Source organism: Bradyrhizobium sp. MV1.5 (assembly GCF_055807615.1).
In genome coordinates, this window is record NZ_JBVVPL010000040.1 from 28,462 (window position 1) to 55,452 (window position 26,991).

The 26,991-nt window shown below is 65.2% G+C and carries 22 protein-coding genes; 16 read left to right on the forward strand and 6 right to left on the reverse strand.

Annotated elements, in window-relative coordinates:
- Window positions 1–146 precede the first annotated feature (146 nt).
- Entirely contained in the window at window positions 147–2,168 is a 2,022-nt protein-coding gene (locus AC0L2J_RS28270) for a YgiQ family radical SAM protein (protein ID WP_473395180.1), read from the reverse strand.
- A gap of 266 nt (window positions 2,169–2,434) precedes the next feature.
- Here AC0L2J_RS28270 and AC0L2J_RS28275 point away from each other — a divergent pair, with 266 nt between their 5' ends.
- Window positions 2,435–2,599 (forward strand): hypothetical protein, encoded by a 165-nt coding sequence (locus tag AC0L2J_RS28275; RefSeq protein ID WP_007615599.1) that lies wholly within the window; start codon window positions 2,435–2,437, stop codon window positions 2,597–2,599.
- Between the two features lie 6 nt (window positions 2,600–2,605).
- Here the strand turns inward: AC0L2J_RS28275 and AC0L2J_RS28280 are convergent, their stop codons facing one another.
- Window positions 2,606–3,271 (reverse strand): GntR family transcriptional regulator, encoded by a 666-nt coding sequence (locus AC0L2J_RS28280; RefSeq protein WP_473395181.1) that lies wholly within the window; start codon window positions 3,269–3,271, stop codon window positions 2,606–2,608.
- A gap of 8 nt (window positions 3,272–3,279) precedes the next feature.
- Window positions 3,280–4,692, reverse strand: coding sequence for an FAD-binding oxidoreductase (locus AC0L2J_RS28285; RefSeq protein ID WP_473395182.1), 1,413 nt, complete (start codon window positions 4,690–4,692; stop codon window positions 3,280–3,282).
- Between the two features lie 179 nt (window positions 4,693–4,871).
- Here AC0L2J_RS28285 and AC0L2J_RS28290 point away from each other — a divergent pair, with 179 nt between their 5' ends.
- The 11 genes from AC0L2J_RS28290 (at window position 4,872) to AC0L2J_RS28340 (ending at window position 20,167) form a co-directional block, all read left to right on the forward strand.
- On the forward strand, window positions 4,872–5,756 hold the full coding sequence (locus tag AC0L2J_RS28290; RefSeq protein ID WP_063994202.1) for a dihydrodipicolinate synthase family protein: 885 nt from the start codon (window positions 4,872–4,874) through the stop codon (window positions 5,754–5,756).
- Between the two features lie 205 nt (window positions 5,757–5,961).
- On the forward strand, window positions 5,962–8,289 hold the full coding sequence (locus tag AC0L2J_RS28295) for a TonB-dependent siderophore receptor (protein WP_063994201.1): 2,328 nt from the start codon (window positions 5,962–5,964) through the stop codon (window positions 8,287–8,289).
- Window positions 8,290–8,352: 63 nt separating this feature from the next.
- Window positions 8,353–9,540 carry a PepSY-associated TM helix domain-containing protein gene (locus AC0L2J_RS28300; RefSeq protein WP_473395183.1) on the forward strand — a complete coding sequence of 396 codons (1,188 nt, stop codon included), beginning with the start codon at window positions 8,353–8,355 and terminating at the stop codon, window positions 9,538–9,540.
- Between the two features lie 137 nt (window positions 9,541–9,677).
- On the forward strand, window positions 9,678–10,967 hold the full coding sequence (locus AC0L2J_RS28305; RefSeq protein WP_473395184.1) for a DUF1963 domain-containing protein: 1,290 nt from the start codon (window positions 9,678–9,680) through the stop codon (window positions 10,965–10,967).
- Between the two features lie 143 nt (window positions 10,968–11,110).
- Window positions 11,111–12,343, forward strand: a complete 1,233-nt coding sequence (locus AC0L2J_RS28310; protein WP_473395185.1) for a rhodanese-like domain-containing protein — start codon at window positions 11,111–11,113, stop codon at window positions 12,341–12,343.
- 244 nt (window positions 12,344–12,587) lie between these two features.
- Complete coding sequence (serA, locus tag AC0L2J_RS28315) at window positions 12,588–13,832, forward strand: phosphoglycerate dehydrogenase (protein WP_007615575.1); 1,245 nt, start codon at window positions 12,588–12,590, stop codon at window positions 13,830–13,832.
- 82 nt (window positions 13,833–13,914) lie between these two features.
- Entirely contained in the window at window positions 13,915–15,576 is a 1,662-nt protein-coding gene (locus AC0L2J_RS28320; protein ID WP_007615573.1) for a tannase/feruloyl esterase family alpha/beta hydrolase, read from the forward strand.
- Window positions 15,577–15,625: 49 nt separating this feature from the next.
- Window positions 15,626–16,111 (forward strand): MarR family winged helix-turn-helix transcriptional regulator, encoded by a 486-nt coding sequence (locus tag AC0L2J_RS28325; RefSeq protein ID WP_007615571.1) that lies wholly within the window; start codon window positions 15,626–15,628, stop codon window positions 16,109–16,111.
- Between the two features lie 11 nt (window positions 16,112–16,122).
- Window positions 16,123–16,893: an enoyl-CoA hydratase gene (locus tag AC0L2J_RS28330; protein WP_473247438.1), complete on the forward strand. Its 771-nt coding sequence runs from the start codon at window positions 16,123–16,125 to the stop codon at window positions 16,891–16,893.
- A 126-nt stretch (window positions 16,894–17,019) separates the two neighbouring features.
- The gene (locus AC0L2J_RS28335) at window positions 17,020–19,101 is read left to right on the forward strand and encodes a methyl-accepting chemotaxis protein (RefSeq protein WP_473395186.1); all 2,082 of its coding nucleotides are present in this window, start codon (window positions 17,020–17,022) and stop codon (window positions 19,099–19,101) included.
- Between the two features lie 124 nt (window positions 19,102–19,225).
- Window positions 19,226–20,167 (forward strand): dihydrodipicolinate synthase family protein, encoded by a 942-nt coding sequence (locus AC0L2J_RS28340; protein WP_473395187.1) that lies wholly within the window; start codon window positions 19,226–19,228, stop codon window positions 20,165–20,167.
- Between the two features lie 203 nt (window positions 20,168–20,370).
- Here the strand turns inward: AC0L2J_RS28340 and AC0L2J_RS28345 are convergent, their stop codons facing one another.
- Genes AC0L2J_RS28345 through AC0L2J_RS28355 form a run of 3 tightly spaced genes read right to left on the reverse strand, consistent with a single transcriptional unit; the run spans window position 20,371 to window position 22,961 of the window.
- On the reverse strand, window positions 20,371–21,069 hold the full coding sequence (locus AC0L2J_RS28345) for a DUF1045 domain-containing protein (protein ID WP_473395188.1): 699 nt from the start codon (window positions 21,067–21,069) through the stop codon (window positions 20,371–20,373).
- An 18-nt stretch (window positions 21,070–21,087) separates the two neighbouring features.
- Window positions 21,088–22,281 (reverse strand): alpha-D-ribose 1-methylphosphonate 5-triphosphate diphosphatase, encoded by a 1,194-nt coding sequence (locus AC0L2J_RS28350; RefSeq protein WP_473395189.1) that lies wholly within the window; start codon window positions 22,279–22,281, stop codon window positions 21,088–21,090.
- Window positions 22,278–22,961 (reverse strand): transferase hexapeptide repeat family protein, encoded by a 684-nt coding sequence (locus AC0L2J_RS28355; protein WP_473395190.1) that lies wholly within the window; start codon window positions 22,959–22,961, stop codon window positions 22,278–22,280. The genes AC0L2J_RS28350 and AC0L2J_RS28355 overlap by 4 nt, the downstream gene beginning before the upstream one ends.
- Window positions 22,962–23,144: 183 nt before the next feature.
- Here AC0L2J_RS28355 and phnC point away from each other — a divergent pair, with 183 nt between their 5' ends.
- From phnC to phnE (AC0L2J_RS28375), 4 genes are all read left to right on the forward strand, one after another.
- A complete protein-coding gene (gene phnC / locus AC0L2J_RS28360; RefSeq protein ID WP_473395191.1) occupies window positions 23,145–23,954 on the forward strand; it encodes a phosphonate ABC transporter ATP-binding protein in 810 nt (269 codons plus the stop codon).
- 63 nt (window positions 23,955–24,017) lie between these two features.
- Window positions 24,018–24,953, forward strand: coding sequence for a phosphonate ABC transporter substrate-binding protein (gene phnD, locus AC0L2J_RS28365; protein ID WP_063994193.1), 936 nt, complete (start codon window positions 24,018–24,020; stop codon window positions 24,951–24,953).
- 75 nt (window positions 24,954–25,028) lie between these two features.
- The gene (phnE, locus tag AC0L2J_RS28370; protein WP_035974504.1) at window positions 25,029–25,913 is read left to right on the forward strand and encodes a phosphonate ABC transporter, permease protein PhnE; all 885 of its coding nucleotides are present in this window, start codon (window positions 25,029–25,031) and stop codon (window positions 25,911–25,913) included.
- On the forward strand, window positions 25,910–26,758 hold the full coding sequence (phnE, locus tag AC0L2J_RS28375; RefSeq protein ID WP_007615544.1) for a phosphonate ABC transporter, permease protein PhnE: 849 nt from the start codon (window positions 25,910–25,912) through the stop codon (window positions 26,756–26,758). Before phnE (AC0L2J_RS28370) ends, phnE (AC0L2J_RS28375) begins: the two co-directional genes overlap by 4 nt.
- The last annotated feature ends 233 nt before the right edge of the window (window positions 26,759–26,991 follow it).

A 26,991-nucleotide genomic window follows, 5' to 3' on the forward strand; every position in this document is an offset into this window, starting at 1 on the left:
CTCGCCCGCCGGATTCAGCGGATTCGCAAAGCGTCTAAGCCATTGATCCCGCTCATGCCGGCTACTGTGCATGGGGTTGTTTTCGAGGTTTCTGTTTTGAGGGCACGACAGTGCGAGGTTGAATCGGACCTGATCCGGCTCGCCCGCTACTTCATCACCCGCAGGCCCTTGGTCGTGAACCGCTGGGTCTTACCGTCTGGACGAACCGGCCGCCGCGTGCCGGCGGCCTTGCCGGTGCCGGGCGGCTGGTGCGCGGGGACCAGCTGGTCCGGACGCGAGCCGATCAGATCGGCGCGGCCCATCTCCTTCAGCGCCTCACGCAGCACCGGCCAATTGTCGGGGTCGTGGTAGCGCAGGAACGCCTTATGCAAGCGGCGCTGGCGCAGGCCCTTGATCGCCTCGACCTTGTCGCTGCCGCCTCGGCGCACGCCGCGCAGCGGGTTGACGCCGGTGTGGTACATCGCCGTCGCGGTCGCCATCGGCGAGGGCAGGAAGGTCTGCACCTGGTCGGCGCGATAGCGGTTCTTCTTCAGCCACAGCGCGAGGTTCATCATGTCCTCGTCGGTCGTGCCCGGATGCGCCGCGATGAAATACGGGATCAGGTAATATTTCTTGCCGGCCTGTTCGGCCGCGGCATCGAACATCCGCTTGAACTGGTTGTAGGCGCCGATGCCGGGCTTCATCATCTTGTCGAGCGGTCCGCGCTCGGTATGTTCGGGCGCGATCTTCAGATAGCCGCCGACGTGATGGGTGACGAGCTCCTTGATGTATTCGGGGCTCTCGACCGCGAGGTCGTAGCGCACGCCGGAGGCGACCATCACCTTCTTGATGCCCTTGGTCTCGCGCACCTTGCGATAGAGCCGGATCAGATCGTCATGCGAGGTGTTGAGGTTCGGGCAGATCTCGGGGAACACGCAGGACGGCCGGCGGCACGCGGCCTCGACCTTCGGGTCCTTGCACGCCATCCGGTACATGTTGGCGGTGGGACCGCCGATGTCCGAGATCACGCCGGTGAAGCCGGGCGTCTTGTCGCGGATCTTCTCGATCTCGCGCAGGATCGAGCCCTCGGAGCGGTTCTGGATGATGCGGCCCTCGTGCTCGGTGATCGAGCAGAAGGTGCAGCCGCCAAAACAGCCGCGCATGATCGTCACCGAGAATTTGATCATGTCCCACGCCGGGATCTTCGCGTCACCGTAGGACGGATGCGGCGCGCGCGCATAGGGAAGATCGTAGACCGCGTCCATCTCCTCGCTGGTCAGCGGGATCGGCGGCGGGTTGAGCCAGAGGTCGCGGTCGCCGTGACGCTGCACCAGCGGCCGCGCATTGCCGGGATTGCTCTCCCGGTGCAGCACGCGTGAGGCGCGCGCATAGGCTTCCTTGTCCTGCTCGACCTGTTCCAAAGCGGGCAGCCGAATCACGGTCAAGCCTTTCGTCCGCGAAGCGCCTTCGTCGGCGGAATCGATATCGTCGGCGTGCAGCTCGACGTAGTCTTCAGGCACGCGGCGGAACAGCGCGACGCCCCTGATGTCGTCGAGCTCGCGCGGCGCCTCGCCGGCGGCCAGACGGTTCGCCACTTCGACGACGGCGCGCTCGGCATTGCCGTAGAGCAAGAGGTCCGCCTTGGCGTCGGCCAGCACCGAGCGGCGCACCTTGTCGGACCAGTAATCGTAATGCGCGATCCGGCGCAGCGAGGCCTCGATGCCGCCGAGCACGACCGGGACGCCCTTGAACGCTTCGCGGCAACGCTGCGCGTAGACCACGGTGCAGCGGTCCGGCCGCTTGCCGCCTTCGCCGCCCGCGGTATAGGCGTCGTCATGGCGCAGGCGGCGGTCCGCGGTGTAGCGGTTCACCATCGAATCCATGTTGCCGCCGGTGACGCCGAAGAAGACCTTTGGCTTGCCCAGCGCCTTGAACGGCTCGGCCGAATGCCAGTCCGGTTGCGAGATGATGCCGACGCGAAAACCCTGCGCCTCCAGCAGGCGGCCGATGATGGCCATGCCGAAGCTGGGATGGTCGACATAGGCATCGCCCGTCACCAGCACGATGTCGCAGGCGTCCCAGCCGAGCGCATCCATCTCGGCGCGGCTCATCGGGAGGAATGGCGCCGGCTTGTGCGGTCGTGCCTGCGCCATCAGGGGCTTTTCGGCGGCGATGATCTGGATGTCCATGGCGCCTACGCATAGGACTCCGGGACCGCGAATACAACCGACGGGCACGTGAAAGATCCGGTTCCGTGGCCGGCAGCCCGGGCGTGCGACCGCTTCAACCGTTCGCGGGCGCCGCCATCAGCTGTGTGCACCTTCCCGGATCACGCGCAGGAACCAACTGCCCTCGCGAACATTCTGATGCAGGGTTTGCGCCGGCCCGGCTGGCGCGCGCTCGCGCCCGGGGTCTAGTATCGCCCCGATGTTCGCCTCTGGCGGATGGGGGAGCCGTGAGTACAGTCATAGAGAACTTGCTGCTCCGAAAGCAGAAGCTCGTCGAGCAGCTCGAGAAGGCGCCCACGGTCGAGGACCGCGACAAAATCGAATACCAGCTCGAACAGATCAACACCGCGTTGGATTTCCTGGACAGGCCCGGCACGAAAGGCGCGCGGTAGCAGCGCTCAATCGACCTTCAGCGCTTTGGCGTAGACCACGCCAGAATTGGTGACGTGCGTGGTCATCAGCGTCGCGAAGGCGGCGAACTCGCCGCGGGCGAACAGATCGAGCAGCTTGCGATGCTCGTCGAAGGACGTGCGCGTGCGCACGTCGATCGGCGAAGTCAAATTGGTGCGGAGTGCCGCGACGCGGCTGGATGCGAGCTGATAGGATTCGGCGAGATAGCGGTTGCCGCAATGGGCGAACAGCGCCTCGTGGAAAGCGGCATCGGCACGGCCATAGGCGATGTTGTCCCTGGCCGCGATCGCCGGCTCCATCGCCGCGATCGCCTCGCTCATCGTCGTGGTTGCACCGGCGCGATCATGGTGAAAGGCGAGCTCGGCGGCCTTGGGTTCGAGCGCGATCCTGAACATGCAGAGCGCGGTGATATCTTCCGCGCTAGGCGTAAAGACAAAACTGCCGACTTGCGGCCGGATCACGACGAGGCCCTGCGCCTGCAGCTGGCCCATCGCCTCGCGCACCGGGGTGCGGCTGACGCCGAAGGAGTTTGCCACCATCTCCTCGGAGATGGCGGCGCCGAGCGCGAACTCGCCGTCGATGATGGCCTGGCGCAGCCGCTGCATCACCCGCTGCGACAGAGATTTCGGTGCATCGAGCTTGAGCGATCGCATCGGCTCTCTCAGATCACCTTGCCGGGATTGAGCAGATGATCGGGATCGAGCGCGGCCTTCAGCGTCCGCATCAGCGCGATCTCGGCCTCGCTGCGGGCATGACCCAGCCACTTCTTCTTCAGCGTGCCGATGCCGTGCTCGGCGGAGACGCTGCCGCCCATCTCGCGCACGAGGCCGTAGATGATCGCGTCCATCTCTTCCTTCGGCTGCTGCTCGACGGCAAGGCCGGTCACCCAGGAGACGAGATGCAGATTGCCGTCGCCGATATGGCCGTAATAGACGCTCTCGCAGCCCTCGATGCCATCCGCGAGCGCCGCCTTGCAGCGCGTGACGAACTCGTCCATCCGCGCCACGGCGAGGCCGATGTCGTAGGAGATGTGCGGCCCCAGCACCTGGCCGAACTCGGAGCAGATGTCGCGCACCCGCCAGAAGCTCTGCGTCTGCGCCAGCGATTGCGCCACGGCGGCGTCGGCGAGCAGCCCGCGCTCCATCAGCTCTTCGAGCCAGCTTTGGAAGCGCGGCGCATCCAGGCTCTCGTCGGTGCCCTGCGCTTCGACCAGCACGTAGAGGCCGTCGCCTGCGGCGACCGGCGGCTTGACGCCGGCGCGAGTCGTGATCACGTCCCAGTAATCCGGCCACATCACCTCGAATGCCGACAGCAGCGGGCCGAGCCCGCTTCGCGCGGCGCCGAGCAGCGCAATCACCGCGGCATAGTCCTCGAGCACGCAGAGCGCGGCCATGGTCGAGCGCGGCTTTGGAAACAGCCGCAGCACCACGCGGGTGATGATGCCGAGCGTGCCTTCCGAGCCGATGAACAGATGCTTCAGATCATAGCCGGCATTGTTCTTCATCAGCTTGTTGAGGCTGGTGATGATGGTGCCGTCGGGCAGCACGACTTCGAGCCCGAGCACCAGCTCGCGCGTCATGCCATAGCGGATCACGCGGTTGCCGCCGGCATTGGTCGAGAGATTGCCGCCGATCGCGCAGGAGCCGCGCGAGCCGAGATCGAGCGGAAAGAAGAAGCCGGCTTCGTCGGCGGCCTGCTGGATCGTCTGAAGCGGCGTGCCTGCTTTCACCGTCATCGTCATCGAGGCGTGATCGATCTCCTCGATGCCGCTCATGCGCTCGAGCGAGATCGCGACCCAGCCCGCTTCAGGCGATGCGCCGCGGCACAGCCCGGTCAATCCGCCCTGCGGTACGAACGCCAGATGCGCCTGCCGGCAGGTGAGAATCGCGTCGGCAACGCCTTGCGCGTCGACCGGGCGGATCACCGCGAGCGGCGCCTGCGGCAGGCTCGCGCTCCAGTCGTTGCAATTGCGTGCGGGCACCTCGGTGCCGACAAGCACGGCAGCCGCGCCGAGCCTGTTACGCAAGTCGCCGAGCAGTTGGTCGGGCCGCTCAACGGGGGTCACCATGTCCATGCGAGACCTCCTCGGAATCTGGCTGCGTGTCATGCGCGCCATGACGATGGAAAGGATTTGCGCCTTTGTTGTATGTAAGGTACAAGGCAGAAAGTAAAGCAAAAACAAGGCTTGCCAAGCTCTGGTTCGATCGTCCGAGATCAGAGGCCTGGTCCGAAGCCACAGCAACGGATGGTGTGATGACGGAGGCAATTCGCGGGTTCTGGGTGGCGTCGGCGACGCCGCTGGCGACGGACGGCAGCGTGGACTCCGCCAAGCTCGCCGCCCACGCCAAGCAACTCTTCGGCAAGGGCGTCGGCGGTATCGTGCTGTTCGGCACAACCGGCGAGGGCACCTCGTTCAATGTCACCGAACGCGTCGCGACCATCGAGGCCGTGCTCAAGGCCGGTGTCGCGCCGGACCGAATCGGAATCGGCGGCGGCTTTCCCGCCATCAGCGACAGCGTCGCACTGACGCGTGCCGTGCTCGGCCTCGGCCTCCGTCACGTGCTGTATCTGCCACCTTACTTCGACCGCAGCGTCACCGCTGAAGGCATCGAGGATGCCTTTGCGGCGATCCTCGACTGCGTCGCCGACGATCGCCTGCGTGCCTACCTCTATCATATCCCGCAGATCTCGGGTGTTGCGATCCCGACCGGCGTCGCCGCGAATTTGCGCAAGCGCTACGGCAAGGTCGTTGCAGGCCTGAAAGACTCCAGCGGCGACTTCAAGCAGTTCCAGGCGTTCCGCGCCGCCGCTCCCGAGCTCGCCATCACCGTCGGCAACGAGGTTGACATCACCCGCGCGATCGCCGCCGGCGGTGCCGGCACCATCTGCGGCATGGCCAACATCGCGCCGGAGCTGGTCAAGGCAATGATCGACGGCAAGGATGTCGAAGCACGCATGCAGGCTGCCGTGGACATCGTGGTGAAATCACCATCCTTCCTCGCGACGCTGAAAGCCATCCTTGCGGCACAGACGGGCGATGCGAGCTGGCTGCGCGTGCGGCCGCCGCTCCGAGCCTTGTCCGACGGCACCGCGCTCAAGCGCAAGCTCGACGAGCTGACGGCTCCGGCCATCGCGTGAGATCGCGCAAACCGCGACGCGTAGCCGCGAATTCGCGCGCTGCGTGTCGCACTCGCTGCGCAATCAATCGAGGATTGCCGAATAGCGCGATCGGAATCTAGAACCATTCAACACTAGAGCGATTCAAGTCCGCTTCCGGTTCTCTTCACGTACAGCGGCTGTTAGACGCGCCAGCTTCTGCGTCTGACTTGGAAGTGAATCGAAAGTGCGTGTCTATCTGGACGGCCAGCGCGTCAGCGGTCGTCGAACGCCTGCCGGCGACAGCCGCCCGGGTCTTCTCATCGGAGCGGCCGTGCTGCTCGCCGAATGTCTCTCCAGCTCCGCGACAGCGCACGCCCAATCCGCACTGCCGCCGGTGACGGTGGAGGCGCCGGCACCGCGGCCGAAAGCGGCGCGCGCATCAGAAACGTCTCAACGTCGGACGCAAGCGGCCGCGCGTCAGCGCAGCCGCAATGCTACCGCGCCCGCAGCTCCGACCTTGTCGGAACGCGCCGCGGCCGACGCCGCTGCGCAACAAGCCGCAAAGCTCGGCTACCGCGCGATGCCGAGCGCGACCACGTTGCGCAGCGGCGCCTCGCCGCTCGACACCTCGCAGTCTGTCAACGTCGTGCCCGCACAGGTGTTGAAGGACCAGCTTCCGCGTAATATCGACGATGCACTGGTCAACATCAGCGGCATCACCCAGACCAACACACTCGCCGGCACTCAGGACGCCGTCATCCGCCGCGGCTTCGGCGACAACCGCGACGGCTCGATCATGCGCAACGGCATGCCGCTGGTGCAGGGCCGCAGCCTGAACGCCGCAGTCGAGAGCGTCGAGGTGCTGAAGGGACCGGCTTCGCTGCTCTACGGCATCATGGATCCCGGCGGCATCGTCAACACCATCAGCAAGCGTCCGGAGCTCTACCAGCACGGCTCGGTCACGCTGCTCGGTTCGACATTCGCGAACAATCGCAATGGCGCCGACGGCACGCTCGACATCACCGGCCCGATCGGCGACCAGGGCCTTGCCTATCGCTTCGTCGGTTATGGTGTCAGCGAGGACTATTGGCGCAATTTCGGCCGCCACAGGGAAATGCTGGTGAACCCGTCGCTGGCCTGGTACGGCGACACCACGACGGTCCAGCTCACCTATGAGCACCGCGAGTTCATCACTCCGTTCGACCGCGGCACGGCCTTCGTCAAGGGTGCTCCGCTGGCGATCCCGAAGACGCGCCGGCTCGACGAGCCCTTCAACAACATGTGGGGCACCTCGGACCTGGTGCAGGCCTCGGTCGAGCAGAAGCTCGACGACAATTGGAAGGTCACGGCGGCCTACAGCTACAACACCGAGACCTATAGTGCCAACCAGCTCCGCATCACCAGCGTCGACGCTAAAACCGGCGTCGAGAAACGCAGCAACGATGGCACCCAGAACTCGCTAAGCAACGCCAGTTACGGCACCTCCTATCTCCAGGGTGATGTCTGGGTGGGCGGCTTCCGCAACGAGATCCTGTTCGGCGGCGAAGCGCTGTATCGCACCATCGATCGCCGCGACCTGATCCGACAGGCGACCGCCAACTTCAATTTCTACAACCCGGTCTACGGACTGATCTCGCCGGGCACGGCTGTTTCGGCAACGGACAGCGAACAGACCGACAAGCTCGGCACCCGCGGCTTCTTCGCTCAGGACACCTTCCATCTGACCAACTGGCTGTCGGTGGTCGGGGGTGTACGCTGGATGGAATACGAACAGCTCGCGGGAAAAGGCCGGCCGAACTTCATCACAAACACCAATTTGGCGGGTGACAAGGTGCTGCCGCTCGGCGGCGTCATCTTCAAGCTGAACGATCAGCTCTCCTACTACGTGAGCTATACCCAGTCGTTGAAGCCGACATCGGTCGTCGCAGCGTTCACCACCGGCTTTGTCGTCGACTCCACCATCGCGCCCGAAGAAGGAACGCAATGGGAGACCGGTCTGAAGTTCGATGTCAACAAGCGGCTGTCGGGCACCCTGGCCGTGTACGACATCCAGAAGAAGAATGTCCTGGTGCTGGATGACACCGGCGGTGGCAAGTCGGCGGCGCGCGCCTCCGGCGCGGCCAAGTCACGCGGCGTCGAATTGGACGTGACCGGCAAACTGACTGATCAATGGAGCCTGATTGGAAGTTACGGCTATACCGACGCACGCCTGATCAACGATCCCGTTGTCGGCAACGCCAAGCTGCTGAACGCCGCCATGAACACGGCTTCACTCTATCTCGTGTACGATTTCGGCGATGCACTGCCCGGACGTCTGCGGCTCGGCGGCGGCGCGCACTATGTCGGCGACCGGCCGGGCGACTCCCTCAACACGTTCTTCCTGCCGGCCTATACCGTCGCGGACATCTTTGCGACCTACGACACCAAGATCGACAATCTGCCGGTGATCTATCAATTCAACGTCAAGAACCTGTTTGACAAGGTCTACTATACGTCCACCACCGGAAACGCTTTAAACGTCGCGATCGGCGACACGCGCAGGGTATCCCTGTCGGCGACGGTGAAGTTCTAGCGATGACGGTGTGGCGCGAGGAATCTGATCTGCAGGTCGTGCGGACCAGAAGGGCCCGTGCCAATGCGTGACCCCTGGCGCGCGATCAAGGCCGCTCTGCTTCAGGTCCATTCCATCGCCGGCCTCGTGCTCGCGCTGCTGCTCGCCGTGATCGCACTGACCGGTGCGATCACGAGTTTTGAGGATGAGATCGTCGATCATCTCAACGCCGGCATCATGCAGGTCGCGCCGCGCCAGGCACCGGCGCTGATGCCGGACGAACTGGTTGCGCGCCTGACGGCGGCGCAGGATGTGGGCAGGGTCTCCGCCGTGACGCTAGCAAGTGATCCGTCCGCCGCGGTGCATGTGCGCTTCGCCCGTGACGAACGAGGCGCGCGGCCGTCCTCGCTCTATGTCGATCCCTATGACGCGCGCGTGCTGGGCACGCCGCACGACGAAGAGTTTTTCGCGACGGTGCGCAAGCTGCACCGCTGGCTGCTCATCCCCGGCGATGCCAAGGGCTGGGGGGGTCAGATCACGGGCGCGGCCGCGCTCGGCCTCATCGTCATGCTGGTTTCGGGCCTCGTGCTGCGCTGGCCGCGGCGTGCGGGCAGCGTGAAGATGTGGCTGAAACCAAATTTCGGGCTGAGTGGGCGCGGGCTGCACCGCTCGCTGCACGCGGTCATCGGCACCTGGGTCCTGCCGGTCTATCTGGTGATGACGTTCACCGGGCTCTGGTACTCGTTCGACTGGTACAAGGATGGCGTCGTCTGGTTGCTGTCGCGCCCGCAGATCGCCGCGGCGAAGATGCAGCCGAAGATGCCTGCAAAGGCGTCGCGTGCCGCGAGCGAGACGGCACAGCCGATCGGCTTTGATCGTGCCTGGGCGGCCTTTCTGCATGAAGAGGGCAGCCGCTTCTCCAAGGCGTTGCTGACGTTGCCCGCCGGTCCGGGCACGGTGATCCGGATCCGCTCATGGGGGAAAGACTCCACCCTCGACACTACCCGCGACGAATTCCGCATCGACGCTGTGACCGGTCAGTTGGTCTCTGCGGACCGCTACGCCGACAAGACGTTCGGCGAGAAGATCATCGCGAATGTGCTCGACATCCACCGCGGTGCGATTCTGGGTTGGCCCGGCAAGCTCGCGTTCCTGGTCGCGGCCGCGCTGATGCCGCTGTTCGCGGTCACCGGCGTCCTGCTCTATTTGTCGCGCCGCAAGCTGCGGCGCCTTGCGCAGCCGCGGCTCGGACAGCTCGTGCCGGGCGAGTGATCGCGTCGACTGCCGTTCGGCGATCGCCGAATGGCAGTGGCAACTGATCGCATTGGCGCCGCGGGCAAGAAGCACTTGTCGGAGCTTTCGCAAAATGGTTCGATTGGCGAGGTGCATCCTGGAGTGGTGGTTTTCTGATGGCGGTATCTGAACGCGACGAGATCGAAGAGACGGCGCTGCCTGCCATACTGGTGAAACGCAGTGACCTGCCGGTGCCGCTCACGCACAGAGCGCGAAGTTTCTTCGGCGGACTTCCCAGGCTGCCCCCAGAATTGGAGTGGCCGACGGCGGAAGTCAGGGCAAACGAAACCTTGGAGACCGTCGCGCTCACCTTCGTCGCTCAGATCGACCTGGCCGAAGTCCCGGGCTCCGGTTGGTCGCCGCTGCCGAAACGAGGCACGCTCTATTTCTTCTGCAGCTCCGTGTTCGTGGGCGAAGGACGTCCGCCTTGCCGCGTTCTCTACGGTATTGCCGCGGGTGACGCATATCCCGACCGCGCGCCACCGTCCGATCTAATGCCGCTGGCGGGGACCGATGGTGACGCCCAGGTCAAATGGCTCGATCCGGCGCTCGATTTTCATTCCAAGATCGAATTCAAATATCCACTTTCTTTCCAGGTATTCCGGGACTTCTATTTCCACGAGGACGCCGTCGGAGGCGAACTCATGATCGCAGAATTATGCAAGGCGTTGGGTCCCGGTGAGCCGCGAGGACCTGATTTTCTGCAATTCAGAATGGCCTCCGAATACGAGAAGGACGATCATTGGCCTTTCAACTGGCTCCTGATCAATCATGTGGTTCGGTCCGTGCTGTCGCACGTCGTTCGCGACCTGACACCCAGATACTCTTACAAGCCGCTCAACGACGAGGGAGTCGCGGAATTGAAGCGCCTTCGCGCTGGCGCAATCGGATGGCTTGAGCGTTGTCGGGCGCTGACTCCAATGGATGACGTGGATGCGGACACAAGAGCGATCTTTCGGGCCTGGTGGACCGACGTCGTGCACACCTACGAGAATGTCAAACAATACGTCTATACGTATTCGTCCACAATCGCGTCGGACCTCGGCAATGCCATCAATCATACGATCCGATGCATGGCGGAGCAGAACGTCGAAGCTCTCGACGAAGTGCCTCTCAGCTATCTTACGAATTTCGCGCGTCGAAATCATTGGAAGACCCCGACCATAAGAGACGGCCAATACCGCCATTTCAACACCGCCCTCCATCAGATGCTGGGATATGGCAGTGGCCCGCAAGATGCGACGGAGCAGCACTTCGAAGATATACTATTGCTCCAGATGCAAGGTGATCGCGCGTTTCTTGACTGGCACGCCAATATCGGATGCACGCTTCATTTCTGGATCGACCGCGATGCTCTCGATCGGCTCGACTTTGCGAAAGTGGTCGCTACATACGAATGTGATTGAGGTGACGCCGACGCGCGCAGGATCTTCCTCCTCGACCCATGATGTGTCCGACAAGGGCTATCGAACTTGATTGTTCGCGGCATGGCTAGCCAATGCCGCAACAATGGTTCAAAAGCTCATGGTCACTTCCCAGAGTCCGTGCCATGAAGCTCACCACCGTCACTCCGGCCGACATCCGCCGCGCATTGCTGCTCCGCGAGGAGATCGCGCTGCTCGATCTCAGGCACGAGGCTGGTTTCGCGACGGGACATCCGCTGTTCGCTGCCAACCTGGCTGCGGGCCGGATCGGGATCGAAGCCGAGGTGCGGCTGCCGCGCAAGGACGTGACGATCGTGCTCTATGATGACGGCGAGGGCCTCGTCGCTGCCGGCGCCGAGCGGCTCGCCGCGCTCGGCTATACCAACGTCCGCGCGCTCGATGGCGGGCTGAAGGCCTGGCGCGATGCCGGCTATCAAATCTTCGAGGACGTCAACTCCTACTCGAAAGCCTTTGGCGAGCTGGTCGAATCGCGCAGGCATACGCCGTCGTTCAGTGCCGACGAGGTGGCAAAACTCATCGCGGACAAGGCCAACATCGCCATCCTCGACGTCCGCCGCTTCGACGAATATGCCACCATGAATATTCCGGGCTCGGTCAGCGTGCCCGGCGCGGAGCTGGTGCTGCGGGCCGGGCAGGCGGCACCCGATGCCGACACCACCATCATCGTCAATTGCGCCGGCCGCACCCGCTCGATCATCGGCACCCAATCGCTGATCAATGCCGGCGTACCGAACAAGGTCCGCGCATTGCGCAACGGTACCATCGGCTGGACGCTGGCGCGGCATACGCTCGACCATGGTGCTAACAGGCGTGGTGCGATCGGGCCGTTCGAGGGCGGCCCGGCCAATGCGCGCGACGTCGCCTATCGCGCCGGCGTTCGCCACCTCGGCGCGGGCGAGATGGCTGCGCTTGTCGCGCAGACCGATCGCACGCTCTATCGCTTCGACGTGCGTGATGCCGAAGAATATGGAGCCGGCCATCTCCCCGGCTTCCGCCACTATCCCGGCGGCCAGCTCGTCCAGGAAACCGACATGGCCGCACCGGTGCGCGGCGCGCGCATCGTGCTGACCGACGACAAGGGCGTCCGCGCTGACATGACGGCGTCCTGGCTCGGGCAAATGGGTTGGGAGGTCTATGTACAGGAAGGCGGCTATGACGGCGCGCTCGAAATCGGTCCGCCGCACGTCTTCCCAAAGCCTGACCCCGCCCACCGCTACCGCCGCCCCTATGAAGGCACCGGCGTCGACGAGCGCGCGATGCAGGCCTATCTCGACTGGGAATATGGCCTTGTCGAACAATTGCGGCTGGACGGAACGCATGGGTTTTACGTCATCTGATCCCAATACCGTCACCCTGAGGTGGCCGCCTCTTCAGCGGCCCTCGAAGGGCGACGGCCCGGCTGCATCTGGGCCATTCATCCTTCGAGGCTTCCCGCACGGCGCGTTGCGCCGCGCGGCTCGCGCCTCAGGATGACGGGTCTGCCAGGCAGAGCGCCATCTTCTCCCCGTATCCGAACCCTATTGTGCTGCGCGTCCCCCGCGGTCTATGAGCTGCGGCGAAGCTGTGACCCACGGAGATTTCATGTCAGCCCCAGGCCAAAGCCCTGAGCGGAACGCGAAGGCGCTGCTGCTCGAAGGCGTCAACGACAGCGCCGTGGACCTGTTCAGAACGGCGGGTTTCACCAATGTCGAGCGCCTGACCAAGGCGCTGGACGGCGAGGATTTGCGGCGGGCGCTCAAGGGCGTGTCGTTGCTCGGCATCCGCTCGCGCACCCAGATCACCGATGAGGTGCTGGAGGCGGCCGACCAGCTTCTCGCCGTCGGCTGCTTCAGCGTCGGCACCAACCAGGTCGATCTGCTGGCGGCGCGCAAGCGCGGCATTCCGGTGTTCAACGCACCGTTCTCCAACACGCGCAGCGTCGCCGAGTTGGTGATCGGCGAGATCGTGATGCTGCTGCGGCGCATCTTCCCGCGCTCGGTGTCGGCCCATGAGGGCGGCTGGGACAAGTCGGCGACCGGCAGCCGCGAGGTGCGCGGCCGCACCCTCGGCATCATCGGCTACGGCAATATCGGCTCGCAGCTCTCGACGCTGGCCGAAGCGATCGGCATGCGCGTGATCTATTTCGACCGCACCGACAAGCTCCGCCACGGCAACACCGAGCCGGTCGAGAAGCTGGAAGAGCTGCTGGCGCAGAGCGACGTCGTCAGCCTGCACGTGCCGGAGACGCCGGAGACCGCCGGGATGATCGGCGAGAAGGAGCTGCGGGCGATGAAGCCCGGCTCCCTCCTGATCAACAACAGCCGCGGCACCGTCGTCGATCTCGATGCGCTGGCGGGAGCTCTGCGCGACGGCCATCTCGCGGGTGCCGCCATCGACGTGTTTCCAGTCGAGCCGTCCTCGAATTCGGACCGCTTCAAGAGCCCGGTGCAGGGCCTCGGCAACGTCATCCTCACGCCGCATATCGGCGGCTCGACCGAGGAGGCGCAGGAACGCATCGGCGGCGAGGTGGCGCGCAAGCTGGTCGATTTTTTCATCACCGGCTCGACCACGGGGGCGGTGAATTTTCCGGAGGTGCAGTTGCATCTGCGTCCCTCCGGCGCGCGCTTCAGCCACGTCCATCGCAACGTTCCCGGCATGCTGCGCCGGCTCAACGAGGTCTTCCTCCAGCGCGACATCAACATCGCCGCGCAATATCTGGAGACCTCCGGCGACCTCGGTTACGTCGTGCTCGATGCCGACCTCGGCGGCCAGGATTCAGGCGCGCTGCTGCAGCAGATCCGCAGCCTCGAGGGCACAGTCGGCGCGCGGCTGGTGTTCGAGCACTAGCGTCATTGACGGCCGGCCGGAGGTCGCCTTGAATACGGCCTCCTGGCGGAACGAACGAGAACAGAAAGTGCAGGGGGAAACGATGGCGCAAGTGCGTGCGAAGCTGTGTGTATTGCTGGTGGGCGCAGTGGCTGCGCTGGGCGCGAGCTCCGCCTCGGCGGCGACGCTGGCCGAGGATGCGGACACCGTCTGCAAGGGCCTCGTTGGCGGCATTGACGCCGTAAAGATCGATTCGGCGACGTTGCTGGCGCCCTCGCAACTGGCCGTCGCCGAACGCGGCCCGACACCTTCGGGGCGCGTCACGCCCGCCAATCCCGGCTTCTGCAAGCTGCTCGGCCATATCGATCCCACCGATGCCAAGGCGCCGCCGATCAAGTTTCAGGTCAATTTGCCCGTCGAATGGAACGGCCGCTCGCTGCAATATGGCGGCGGCGGATTCAACGGCGTGCTGATCACGGGCCTGGCGCTGCCGCCGGCCTATCCCTTCGACAAGCCGTCGCCGCTCGCGCGCGGCTTCGTCACCTACGGCACCGATTCCGGTCATGAGTCCAAGCCGGGCGAGCCGCCGCAACTGTTCGCGCTCAACGACGAAGCCTTCGAGAATTTCGCCCATCGCGCCTACAAGAAAGTGCGCGATGCCGCCGTCGCGCTGATGCAGCGCGCCTACGGCAAGAGACCTGAGAAGATGTACTTCATGGGATCGTCCGAAGGCGGCCGCGAAGGCCTCACCATGGCGCAGCGCTACCCCGATGATTTCGACGGCATCTTTGCCCGCGTGCCCGTCATCAACTGGGTCGGCTTGCAGCATGCCGGCACGCGTTCCGGGCTCGTGACCATGGGTGACGGCTGGATCAATCCGGCGCAGGTGAAGCTCGTGGGCGATGCCGTGCGGGCCGCTTGCGATAAGGCCGACGGCTCCGATGACGCGCTGGTGCAAGATCCCGTGTCCTGCAAGGCGGCGTTCAAGCCGGAGACGCTGCGTTGCGCGAGCGGCAAGACGGGCGATCAGTGCCTCACCGACGCGCAGATCAAGGCGATCGACACCCTGCATGCGACCTACAAATTCCCGTTCCCGCTCGCCAACGGCCTCGACGATTATCCGGGCTGGGGCGTGTCGGGCGAGGACACGCCGGCGGTCGGCCCGACCGGCGGCTGGGTCGCGTGGTGGCTCGGCACGGCGCCTCCCGCGCAGCCGCCCGCGCCCAATAACGGCATCGCCTGGATCTACGGCGCCGGCGGCATCCAATACGTGTTCGCGCGCGATCCCAAGCTCGACGTGACGACGTATAAGCCCGAACAGCACAAGGCGCGGCTGCTCGAGGTCTCCAGCTTGATGGATTCCACCAACCCCGACCTCAGCCGCTTCCGCGCCCGCGGCGGCCGGCTGATCATGCTCGAACACATGGCCGACTATGCGCAGAGCCCCTATGCCGGCATCCGCTATTTCGAGAGCGTCGAACGCAAGCTCGGCAAGGCCGAGACGGCCGAGTTCGCGCGGCTCTACACCGCGCCCGGGGTCGACCATGTCGGCTCCGGCGCGCCGGCCAATGTCGACATGCTGAGCGCGCTGGTCGACTGGGTCGAAAAGGGCAAGGCGCCCGGCGACCTGGAAGTTACCGAGCAGAAGGTCGAGGCGCCGTCGTTTGCGACCCTTCGCGCGCTGCCGCTGTGCCGCTGGCCGGCCTGGCCGCACTACAAGAGCGGTCCGGTGACGGAAGCGTCGAGCTTTACCTGTTCGCCGTAACAAGACCAACAGGTTTGACAGGAGCCTTGCGTCCCATTATCTATTTCGCATGCGAAATAAAGCGGCGGGCGCGGGGCATCATCGGCTGATCTACCTGCTGAGCGTTGCGCAGCGGCGTGTGCAGCGCTGGATGGCGGCACAGCCTTCGAGCGAGGTCACGCCGGCGCAGGCAGGACTCCTGTTTATCCTCGGCAAGCAGGACGGCGTGCTGATGGGCGAGGCAGGTGCCGCACTCGATCTCGGGCCTGCCGGCATTTCCGGCCTCGTCGATCGCTCGGCAGCTGTAAAGCTGATCGAGCGGCGGGCCGATCGGGAGGATGGGCGCGCCTGGCGCGTCTGGCTGACGCCGAAGGGCCGTGCAGCGCTCGGACAGGCGAAGGCCAACGCGGCACAGGTCAACGCGGCGTTGACGGACGGGTTCACCAGTGCGGAGATCGATATCGTCGCGCGCTGGCTGATGAGCATTCAAGACAAGTTTCCAAGAGAACCTTCAAGAGAGCTTTCAACAGAGCTTTCGAAAGATCCAGAGGAATAGAGGAGAGACTGATGACCGAGCACGTCCGGATCCAGAACGACAGTGGAATTCTCACGCTCACGCTGGCGCGCCCCGACAAGAAGAATGCACTGACGGATGCGATGTACGGCAAGCTCGCCGACGCCATCGAAGCCGCCGAGCACGATCCGTCGGCACGCGTGATCCTGATCCGCGGCGAAGGCGACATGTTCACTGCCGGCAACGATGTCGGCGAATTCGCCGCAGTCGCGGCGGGCAAGTCGGAAGGCAGCCGCAACGTCGTGCGCTTCATCCAGTCGCTGGCGCGCTGCACCCGGCCCTTGGTCGCCGCGGTGCAGGGCCGCGCCGTCGGCGTCGGCACCACGATGCTGCTGCATTGCGACCTCGTCGTGCTTGCCGACAACGCGCAATTGTCGACGCCCTTCGTCAGCCTCGCGCTGGTGCCGGAAGCCGCCTCCAGCCTGCTGATGCCGGCGCGCATCGGCTACGCGCGGGCCTACGAGATGTTCGCGCTGGGCGAGACCGTGCCGGCCAAATCCGCGCTGGAATGGGGGCTCGCCAACCGCGTGGTGCCGCTCGACAGGCTCGATGCCGAGGCGCTCACGCTGGCGCAGCGTCTTGCCCGTCAGCCGGCCGGCGCGCTCACCGCCACCAAGAAGCTGATGCGCAATGGCGAGGCGCTGGTCGCACAGATGAATGCCGAGGGCGAGCAGTTCGGACTGCGCCTGCGCACCGCCGAGGCCCGCGAGGCCTTCACGGCGTTCGCAGAACGCCGCCCGCCGGATTTCACCAAGGTTGCGTGATATGGGGGCACCGAGCCTCGTCCGGGGGGTGCTCACAGCAATTCGATTAAACTTAACGGAACATTGGCATGTCGCGGGGCAAGGTGGCGCTCGAAGAATAGGCCCCCGACCCAGGCCCCCGACACCATGGCAATGTTTAAGAAATCGGTAAGTTCGCTTCTCCTGACGTTGATGGCCCTGCTGGCCGCGGGTGCGCTGGCCTCCACGGCGATCCAGATGGTCGGGGCGTTCGGCCGCCACAGCGACAGCCTCGAGACCGCGCGGCTTGCCGCCGCCGACAAGACGATCTTCCATGGCGTGCTGGCGCTGCGCAACAATCGCGGCGATGCGCAGAGCGCGATCCTCGGTGAGGACGACCCTCGGGCAAAACTCGAGGCGGCGGAGAAGGCCGAGCAGGGCGGCTATGACGCCATCGGCGCCGCGCTTGCCACCGTTGACTTCGCCCGCCGCGACGAACTCGCTGGCACATTGAAGCAAGGCTGGAGCGCCGCCGCGCCGCAATTCCAGCTGTTCTACGACGAAGCCAAGCGTCCGCGCGCGGAGCGCAAGATCGAGCGCACCAATTCCTGGTACGATGGCGTCACCAAGGTGATCGAAACGGCCAATCTGGCCTCCACCGCGGTGTCGAACCGTGCCTGGATGAACGACCCCTTCATCGCCCGCATGATCCAGGTCCGGCGCTTCGCCTGGCAGGTGCGCGACCGTTATGGCATCCATTGTTCGTCGCTTCGCTCCAACGTCAACGCCAGCAAGCCGCTCGACGACGCTCAGAAGCGGTCAGTGGCGCAATGGGATGGCACGATCGCCTCCGGCTGGGCGGGCATGGCCGAGCTGCTGGCTGCGCCGGACGTGGCGGCGGAGCTCGTGACGGCAGCGACGGACGCGAAGGCCAAGACCGACGGGGCCCTCAAGCAGATCGGGGACCTCACCAAGAATTTCGACGGCAGCGGCAAGCCCGCGATGCCCGCCTCGGAATGGAATACGTTGTGTCAGGCACCCTTCGCGTCCATTGTCGCGGTTGCGAACAAGGCGCTCGACCAGTCGATCGCGCGGGCGGAGACCGTGCAGGCCAAGGCGCTCACCAATCTCGTCGTGCAGTCGCTCGCGTTCCTGCTTGCGCTGGCCGTGACCCTGGCTGGCGTGTACGTGGTCCGCAACCGCCTCATGCGCCCCGTGCGTGCCATTCTGGACGCCATCGCCAAGATCAGCGCCCGCGACTACGCGACGCCCGTTCCGCAATCCAGGTATCCCGACGAGTTCGGCACCATGGCGGCCGCGCTCGAAAGCCTGCGCGAGAGCGCTGCGACCGCGGAACGCCTGGGCCAAGAGCGCGAATCGCAGCAGGCGCTCCAGCTCGCCCGCTCCGGCACCGTCGATGCGGCCTGCCGCAGTTTCGACGACACCGTGCAGGCCGTCATTCATAGCGTTGCGGCGTCGACCAAGGAGCTCGATGCCACCGCGACCGACGTGCGCTCGCTGGTTTCGGAATCGAGCAGCCAGACCGCGGCGGTCTCGTCCTCCGCCGAACAGGCCACCAACAATCTCGAGACTATCGCGGCCGCGACCGAAGAACTCTCGGCGTCCGTCGGCGAGATCTCCGCGCAGGTGCAGGCCAGCGCCCGCGAGGCTCGCGAAGCCGTGTCGCAGGCAGCGCAGACCAATGCGACGGTCGAGATCCTCGATCAGACCGCTGGCCGCATCGGCGAGGTCGTGAAGATGATCAACGCCATCGCGGGGCAGACCAATCTCCTGGCGTTGAATGCCACCATCGAGGCCGCACGCGCGGGCGAGGCCGGCCGCGGCTTCGCCGTGGTCGCCGGCGAGGTCAAGAGCCTCGCCTCGCAGACGGCGACGGCGACGGAAGAGATCTCCCGCCAGGTCGCGGAGATCCAGGGCGCCACCGGCCAGGCGGTCACCGCCATCCGCGCGATCGGCGGTGCGATCGGCGGCATCGACGAGAAGATGACGGCGATCGCCGCCGCGGTCGAACAGCAGCGCGCGGCCACCACCGAGATCTCCCGCAACTTCCAGCAGGCCGCGCAGGGAACCCGCGAGGTCACCGACACCATCGGCAGCGTCGCCAGGCTGAACCAGGAAACGGGCAATGCCGGTTCGGTGCTGTCGGTGTCCGTGACGAAAATGTCCGCCGACGCCGATCGTCTCCGCGTGGCGGTCGAGGGCTTTTTGGGCGCGGTGAGGACCGCATAGCACCGACAATCTTCCATCCCTGCGTCGCGCGATCGGCATTGCCGCCGATGCGCGCGGCGGGTACATCTGTGACGCTGCGCGAGCGTCGCGGCAGATGTACGAGATATCAGGGATGGAGAGTTCGATGCCGGTCACGCCTCAACACAAGGCCCAGCGCCCCTATCGCGGCGTGTTCCCGGTCGCACCCACCATCTTCGACGAGCGCGGCGAGCTCGACCTCGACGGCCAGCGCCGCTGTATCGATTTCATGATCGATGCCGGCTCGAACGGTCTGTGCATTCTCGCCAATTTCTCCGAGCAGTTCGTGCTCACCGATGCCGAGCGCGAGACCGTGATGCATGCGGTGCTGGAGCATGTCGCGGGCCGGGTTCCCGTGATCGTCACGACCACGCATTTCAGCTCGGCCGTCTGCGCCGCGCGGAGCCAGCAGGCAGAGGCGGCCGGTGCCGCCATGGTCATGGTCATGCCGCCCTATCACGGCGCTACCTTCCGCGTGCCCGAGAAAGGCGTCGTCGAATTCTTCAAGGTGCTGTCGGGCGCGATCAATATTCCGATCATGATCCAGGATGCGCCTGTCGCCGGCACGCCGCTATCGGTCGAGCTGCTCGCGCGGCTGGCGCGCGACTTCTCCAACATCCGCTATTTCAAGATCGAGGTGCCGGGCGCGGCTGCAAAGCTGCGCAGCCTGATCGAGGCCGGCGGCAGCGATATCGAGGGTCCCTGGGACGGCGAGGAAGCGATTACGCTGCTCGCCGATCTCGATGCCGGCGCCACCGGCGCGATGACCGGCGGCGGCTATCCCGACGGCATCCGCCAGATCGTCGATCCCTATTTCGCTGGCAAGCGTGAAGAGGCCAAAGCCGCCTACGAACGCTGGCTGCCGCTGATCAACTACGAAAACCGCCAATGCGGCCTGATCGCCTGCAAGGCGATGATGCAGGCCGGCGGCGTGATCAAGTCGGACACGGTACGGCATCCGCTGCAGCCGCTGCACCCGGCGACTCGGGCAGGGCTGCTGGAGCTCGCGAAAGAACGGGATGCGCTGGCTTTGCGGTGGGGGAAGTAAGGAGCTGTCTGCCCGGCGGTCGCGATATAACTCCGCCGTCGTCCTGGACAAGCGCAGCGAAGCGGAGCGCAGATCCAGGACCCATTACCCCAGGATGTCGTTTGGCGGATACTCGGGGCTTCGGGCTCGTACCACGACGGCTCCCTTGGGTAATGGGTCCTGGCTTTCGCCAGGACGACGCCGGGAATGTGCAGCGGTGTCGGCTATCTCGCCAGCACCCACTCGTCCATAATACGAAACCTTGCCCCCGCATCATCCTGCTTGAACAACGCAATGCGATCGACCACCAGCGTCTCCAGCCTGAGCGCTGCGAACCGCGCGCGCAGCATCTCCAGAATCGGGCCGCGGCGCTCCGCGTCCAGCCGCCCCGTCAGCGTCATGTGGAAACGGAATTCCTCCATCACGTAGGGGTAGCCCCAGCGATCGAGATAGTCGCGCTGCCGCTCGCTGAGCTTCTCGGGCCTGCGACGCGCGCGATCATCCGCCGTCAGGGCGGTGCGAAAGCCGTCGAACGCGCGGACGCAATCGGCGGCGAGCTCTTGAAGCGCACCGACCGGCTCAGCCGGAATGATCGCGATGAAGCCGCTGATGGCATCGACGATAGGGCGGATCACCGGGATCTTCCGCGCCTCGCCAGCGAAGGTCGCGCAGGCCGCCAAAAGCTCCGCTTCGGTCTTGCCCGGCGCGAGCGCCATTGGCGCCTTCAGCGTGCCGTGAAAACCGTATTTGCGAGGATCTGCGGTGATGTCGCGCCAGTCCGGCGCGAGATGCGATGCCTCGGCGGGAAAGGGCAGCTCGTTGCCGGTATAGGCATCGTATCCGAGCAACTCCGCGCCGAAGCGGGAGAGGGCGCTGTCGCTGCCTGCGGCAAAATAGATCGCGTAGCGGGGGAAATTTGTCATCGTTCGAGCATAGCGGGTTTATGCCGCGACGACAGCTTCGCGCGGGGTAGCTGCCATGCCAAGCAACCGTGTCGCGTCGGTGAGATGTACGAGCTTGCCGCCTGATATCACGGCGATCAACCGCGGCCGCAGCGGCACGCTGTCGTCGACCAGCAGAATGTCCGCGCGTCGGCCTTCCGCGAGCACGCCGCGATCTGCAAGACCCGTCGCGCGCGCGGGCGCGGCGGAGACCAGGCTCCAGGCCTCGGTCAGCGGCAGCACGCCATCGGCGGCGAGGCGGAACGCAGCGAGCAGCTGCGCGGGATAGTAGTAGTCCGAGGCCAGCACCGAGCAGAGCCCTTTGGCGATCATGTCGGATGCCTTTGTCCAGCCGGTGTGGCTGCCGCCGCGCACGACATTCGGCGCGCCGTAGACGATGGCGTCTCCGTGGCTTGCTGCCGCCCGCGCCGTCTCCTCGTTGATCGGAAACTCAGCGATCGCCACGCCCATCGCGCGAAAGCCCTCGCGCACCGCCGGCGTCGCATCGTCATGCGAGAGCATCCGAACCTCGGCGGCGCGGGCCGCCGCAGCCAGCCGTGACACGGAAGCCGGGACCTCGCTGGCGCGCGAAAGCACGTGTCCGACCAGCCGATCGAATTCTTCGCCCGACAGGCCGGTACGCTCCACCATGCGGTTGCGCTTGCGGGGCTTGGCCATGTCCCCCACCGTTCCGTCCATGTGGTCGTTGAAGGCGAACAGGTCGACGCGGCCCTCGCTGAGCCACTGGCTGATCTCGGTTTCGGCGTCGAGATTGTAGGTCTCGTGGCGCAGGTGAAAGCGGGTGTCGGCGGCGAATTGCGGACGCTGCCGTTCGATCGCCTCCATCAGGCCGCGCGCATTGTCAGCGCTGCGCAGGCCCGGCTCCCACGAACAGGTCGTGGCGTGAAACACCGTGGTGATGCCGTTGCTGATGGCCTGGCGGTCGCTGTCGGCCAGCGCCACGTCGATCGGGAAGTCGACCCCGGCGCGCGGCATCATCTGCCGCTCGAAGGCATCGCCATGCAGATCGACGATGCCCGGCAGCACCAGCAGCTCGCGCGCGTCGATCGCCAGCGGTGCCCGGCTGCGCGATGCATCGATCTCGGTGATGTCCTGGCCGGACAGGGCAAGAGAGGTTTCGACCAGCTCGGAGCCGATCAGGGTCCGGCCGCCCTCAAGGAAAATGTCTGTCACGCGACCGCGCTTGATTTGCTGCCAACAGAATTGTTGAGAGAATTGTTGAGAGAACGTCCTCGTGCTTCATATGTCGCGAGGAAATCTTCAATCCCGAGCTTGCGGAAATCGGGCAGTGCTGCACGCAACTTGTCGTGATCCCAGTCCCACCAGGCGAGGCTGGCGAGCCGCCCGGCGATGTCTTCCGAAAAGCGGCGGCGCACGATGCGCGCCGGATTGCCGGCAACGATGGTGTAGGCCGGCACGTCCTTGGTGACGATGGCGCCGGCCGCGATCACCGCGCCGGTGCCGATGTTGCGGCCCGGCAGCACGATCGCGCCATGGCCGATCCAGACGTCATGGCCGATATGGACGTGATGCTGGCGCCGCCAGTCGAAGAATTCCGTGTCGTCGCTTTCGCCTTCGAAATAGGCGCTCGAACGATAGGTGAAGTGCGCCTGCGTGGCGCGGTGCATCGGGTGATTGCCCGGATTGATCCGCGTCATCGCCGCGATCGAGCAGAATTTTCCGATGGTGGTGTAGGTGATCTGGGCGTCGTTCACGACATAGGAGTAATCGCCCATCGTCACTTCGTGCAGGATTGTGCGCGCGCCGACCTCGGTATAGGCCCCAAGCCTGGCGTCGTGCAGCTTCGCCGAGGGATCGACAGTCGGCTGGACCGAAAGAGCTTTGGCGGCCATGTTGCATCCGAACGAGAGGGCGGGCGTTTCTCTTCGAGCGGCTTGATGACAATGTCATGACGACGCGATGACAGGGCAAGAACAGTGGATGACGTGTGTAGGATCGCCGCACCGCAATGTCCGTGTCACACAAGTGTCAAGCGCCGGCGTTAGCGGTGGATCCCAGCTACTCTGGAGCCCTGCATGCTGGTGGTTGAAGGTCTGACGTGTCGCTTCGGCGTGAAGGCCGCGGTGGACGGTGCCTCGTTTCAAGTCTCTCCCGGCGGCTTTGTCGGCGTGATCGGACGGTCCGGCGCCGGCAAGTCGACCCTGCTGCGGACCATCAACCATCTTGCGGCCCCTTCGCAGGGCCGCATCCTGTTCGACGGCCTCGACGTCACCGCGCTGCGCGGCAAGGAGCTGCGGCAGTGGCGGGCGCGCTCGGCGATGATCTTTCAGCAGTTCAATCTGGTCGGTCGGCTCGATGTCCTCACCAACGTCCTGATGGGACGGCTTGCGACGATGCCGGCCTGGCGCTCGCTGACGCAAACCTGGCCCGAGCAGGACAAGGCGCTGGCGATGTCCGCGCTCGAGCAGTTCGACATCGCCCCGCTCGCGGCCCAGCGCGCCGACCAGCTCTCCGGCGGCCAGCAGCAGCGCGTGGCGATCGCCCGCGCGCTGGTGCAGCAGCCCGACATCATCCTCGCCGACGAGCCGATCGCCTCGCTCGATCCGCGCAACACCAAGATCGTGATGGATGCGCTGCTGCGCATCAACAAGCACTTCGGCATCACCGTGCTCTGCAATCTGCATTCGCTCGACCTGGCGCGCGGCTATTGCGACCGCCTGATCGGCATGGCGCAGGGGCGTGTGGTGTTCGACGGCGCGCCGGCCGAGTTGACCGAGCACGTTGCGCGCGAGCTTTACGACCTCGAAGCCACCGATGTCATGGGTGGTGCACCTGTGCCGGCGCCCGAGGGCATCCCGGCGCTTGGAACGGCCGCGGCCGCCTGAGTGGCGCCGCATCGATAGTTACCAGTTTTGCGTCAACCGACCCCAACCGATGAAGAGGGTATCATGATCACTCGCAGATTGATTCTTGCCGGCGCCGCCGCGCTCGCGTTCACGACGTCAGCCTCCGCCGAGGACTGGAAGGCCAAATATCCCGAACTGACCTTCGCGGTCGTCCCGGCCGAAAACGCCTCCGGGGTCACCGAGCGCTGGGCGCCCTTCGTGAGCTATCTCTCCAAGGAGCTCGGCGTGAAGGTCACGCTGCGGATCGCCAACGACTACGCCGCGGTGATCGAAGGCCAGCGCGCCGGCAACATCCACATCGCCAGCTACGGCTCGGCGTCGTTCGCCCGCGCCCGCCTGACCGGCGTCAAGACCGACGCCTTCGCCAACGATATCAACGCGGACGGCTCGACCGGCTACTACTCGGTGTTCTTCGTCAAGGCGAACAGTCCCTACAAGAGCGTCGATCAGCTCAAGGGCAAGAACCTCGGCCTGGTCGACCCGAATTCGACCTCCGGCAACAACGTGCCGCGCTTCGAGCTCGACAAGATGGGCATCGCGGACGCCGACAGCTATTTCGGCAAGGTCGTTTTCACCGGCAGCCACGAGAACGCGATCCTGGCGCTGGCACAGGGCACGGTCGACGTTGCCGCCAACCAGTGGACCAGCGACGACGATTCCACGCTGGCGCAGATGCTGACCAAGCACATGCTGAAGAACGCCGACGGCTCGGCGATGAAGAAGGACGATTTCCGCATCATCCACAAGTCGGCGCCGATCATCAACGGCCCCTATGCCTACAATTCCGATCTGCCGGAAGACGCCAAAGCTGCGATCGCAAAGGCGTTCTTCGATGCGCCGGCCAAGGACAAGGCCGCCTTCGACCGTCTCTCCGACGGCCAGAAGAAGGGCTTTCACCCCGCCACCACCAAGGATTGGGATGGCACGATCGAACTGATCAAGTTCGTCGATGCGCTGCGTAAGAAGAAGGCGTCCTGATCTCGGGGCGATTTCACTGGAGCCGGGTCGATGGACCCGGCTCTTTCTCTTTTGATCGACCACTTCCCTGATAAGATGACAGTCGCGGTTTCTATCCTCCCCGAGCAGCAGCTGGCCGTGCTCAATGCCGCCTATGGCCGGGCGGTCGCGCGAAAGCGGTTGCGCCTTCTGCTCGGTGCCGCGCTGTTTGCTGCAGCGCTGGTTCTCGCCGCGATCGGCGCGGAAGTGAACCTGCGTACGCTCTTCACGTATTTCGGCAACTTCCTCAGCTATTTCGACCGCATCCTCACACTCGACAGCGGACAGCGGGTCTGGACCGATGTCGGCGAATGGCTCTGGGGCTGGCGCAAATGGCTGAAGATGCTGGGCGAGACCCTGCTGATCTCCTATGTCGGCACGCTGATCGGCGCGACTTTTGCATTCTGCCTGAATTTCCTCGCGGCTGAAAACACCTCGCCCGCGCCCTGGCTGCGCTTCGTGGTGCGGCGCCTGCTCGAATTCGCCCGCACGGTGCCCGGCATCGTGTTTGCGCTGATCTTCGTGATCGCCTTCGGACTCGGACCGATGGCGGGCGTGCTGGCCATTGCGATTCACTCCACCGGCGCGCTCGGAAAGCAGTTCTCCGAGATCGTCGAGAACGCGGACATGAAGCCGGTCGAAGGCATCCGCTCGACCGGCGCGAGCTGGCTCGCTTGCATGCGCTTCGCCATCCTGCCGCAGGTCACCGCGGGTTATGCCAGCTATGCGCTGCTGCGCTTCGAGATCAATGTCCGCGAGGCCTCCGTGATGGGCTTCGTCGGCGCCGGCGGCATCGGCCAGGAGCTCGTCGTCGCCATCCGCAAGTTCTATTACTCGGACGTCAGCGCCATCCTGCTCACCATCATCGTCACGGTCTTCATCATCGACATCAGCACTGGCTGGCTGCGCGGCCGGCTGTTCGGCAAGGAGGCGCGGTCGTGACGGCACCGCAGCAGATCGATACCGTGGCGCTTCGCGCGCGCTATCCGGACGTGTTCCACCGCCCCGCCTCGGCGCGGGTTGCCGTCCCCGCGATGATCGTCGCGGCGTTCGCCATCTTCATCTACGGCCTCGTCGATCTCGATTTTTCGCCGTCGCGCTTCATCAACGGGCTCAATCAGCTCGGCTGGATCAGTCTGCTGATGATCCCGCCGGATCCCGGCTCGTCGCTGCCGATCTATCTGAAGGCGCTCGGCGAGACGCTCTCGATCGCGCTGCTCGGCACGACGCTGGCTGCGGTGTTCGCGCTGCCGGTCAGTCTTCTTGCCGCGCGTAACGTGGTGCCGTCGAAAATCTTGCGCTTTCCGGTGCGACGTTTCCTGGATTCGATCCGCGGCGTCGACACGCTGATCTGGGCGCTGGTGTGGATCAACGTGGTCGGGCTCGGCCCGTTTGCCGGCGTGCTCGCCATTGCCGTGTCGGATTTCGGCGCCTTCGGAAAACTGTTCTCGGAGGCGATCGAGGGCGCCGACCAGAAGCAGGTCGAGGGCATCCGCGCCTCCGGCGGCAGCGCGCTGCACGAGATACGCTTCGGTCTGCTGCCGCAGGTCCTGCCCGTGATCGCGGGGCAGGTGCTCTATTTCATCGAGTCGAACACGCGCTCGGCCACCATCATCGGCATCGTCGGCGCCGGCGGCATCGGCCTCCAGCTCGCCGAGCAGATCCGCGTGCTGGAATGGCAGAAGGTGTCGTTCCTGATCCTGATGATCCTGGTCGCGGTCGCCGCGATCGATTTCGTCTCGGGAAAACTGCGCTTCGCCATCATCGGCCGAAGGGCAGTCGCGTAGGTCTTCTTCCCTTCTCCCCTTGTGGGAGAAGGTGGCGCGAAGCGCCGGATGAGGGGTCTGCATCCTCACATTCAGATCGGTGGGTGCAGAGACATACCCCTCACCCGTGGGGGCGCGGGGGGGGCGGGGCCCCCCCCCCCCCCACGGGGGGGGGGGGGGGGGGCCCCCCGCCCCCCCCCCACCACCCAAACAACACCCCCCCCCCCGCCAAACGCGCAAGAATGGTGGACCCC

Excerpts from the sequence above, each read along its gene's own strand:
- AC0L2J_RS28305 (WP_473395184.1), top strand. The coding sequence starts at position 9,678 with ATGGCGGTATCTGAACGCGACGAGATCGAAGAGACGGCGCTGCCTGCC.
- AC0L2J_RS28270 (WP_473395180.1), bottom strand. The coding sequence starts at position 2,168 with ATGGACATCCAGATCATCGCCGCCGAAAAGCCCCTGATGGCGCAGGCA.
- AC0L2J_RS28300 (WP_473395183.1), top strand. The coding sequence starts at position 8,353 with ATGCGTGACCCCTGGCGCGCGATCAAGGCCGCTCTGCTTCAGGTCCAT.
- AC0L2J_RS28325 (WP_007615571.1), top strand. The coding sequence starts at position 15,626 with ATGCGAAATAAAGCGGCGGGCGCGGGGCATCATCGGCTGATCTACCTG.
- phnC (WP_473395191.1), top strand. The coding sequence starts at position 23,145 with ATGCTGGTGGTTGAAGGTCTGACGTGTCGCTTCGGCGTGAAGGCCGCG.
- AC0L2J_RS28340 (WP_473395187.1), top strand. The coding sequence starts at position 19,226 with ATGCCGGTCACGCCTCAACACAAGGCCCAGCGCCCCTATCGCGGCGTG.
- AC0L2J_RS28280 (WP_473395181.1), bottom strand. The coding sequence starts at position 3,271 with ATGCGATCGCTCAAGCTCGATGCACCGAAATCTCTGTCGCAGCGGGTG.
- AC0L2J_RS28290 (WP_063994202.1), top strand. The coding sequence starts at position 4,872 with ATGACGGAGGCAATTCGCGGGTTCTGGGTGGCGTCGGCGACGCCGCTG.
- AC0L2J_RS28310 (WP_473395185.1), top strand. The coding sequence starts at position 11,111 with ATGAAGCTCACCACCGTCACTCCGGCCGACATCCGCCGCGCATTGCTG.
- AC0L2J_RS28285 (WP_473395182.1), bottom strand. The coding sequence starts at position 4,692 with ATGGACATGGTGACCCCCGTTGAGCGGCCCGACCAACTGCTCGGCGAC.
- AC0L2J_RS28320 (WP_007615573.1), top strand. The coding sequence starts at position 13,915 with ATGGCGCAAGTGCGTGCGAAGCTGTGTGTATTGCTGGTGGGCGCAGTG.
- phnD (WP_063994193.1), top strand. The coding sequence starts at position 24,018 with ATGATCACTCGCAGATTGATTCTTGCCGGCGCCGCCGCGCTCGCGTTC.
- AC0L2J_RS28335 (WP_473395186.1), top strand. The coding sequence starts at position 17,020 with ATGGCAATGTTTAAGAAATCGGTAAGTTCGCTTCTCCTGACGTTGATG.
- AC0L2J_RS28330 (WP_473247438.1), top strand. The coding sequence starts at position 16,123 with ATGACCGAGCACGTCCGGATCCAGAACGACAGTGGAATTCTCACGCTC.
- serA (WP_007615575.1), top strand. The coding sequence starts at position 12,588 with ATGTCAGCCCCAGGCCAAAGCCCTGAGCGGAACGCGAAGGCGCTGCTG.
- phnE (WP_035974504.1), top strand. The coding sequence starts at position 25,029 with ATGACAGTCGCGGTTTCTATCCTCCCCGAGCAGCAGCTGGCCGTGCTC.
- AC0L2J_RS28345 (WP_473395188.1), bottom strand. The coding sequence starts at position 21,069 with ATGACAAATTTCCCCCGCTACGCGATCTATTTTGCCGCAGGCAGCGAC.
- AC0L2J_RS28355 (WP_473395190.1), bottom strand. The coding sequence starts at position 22,961 with ATGGCCGCCAAAGCTCTTTCGGTCCAGCCGACTGTCGATCCCTCGGCG.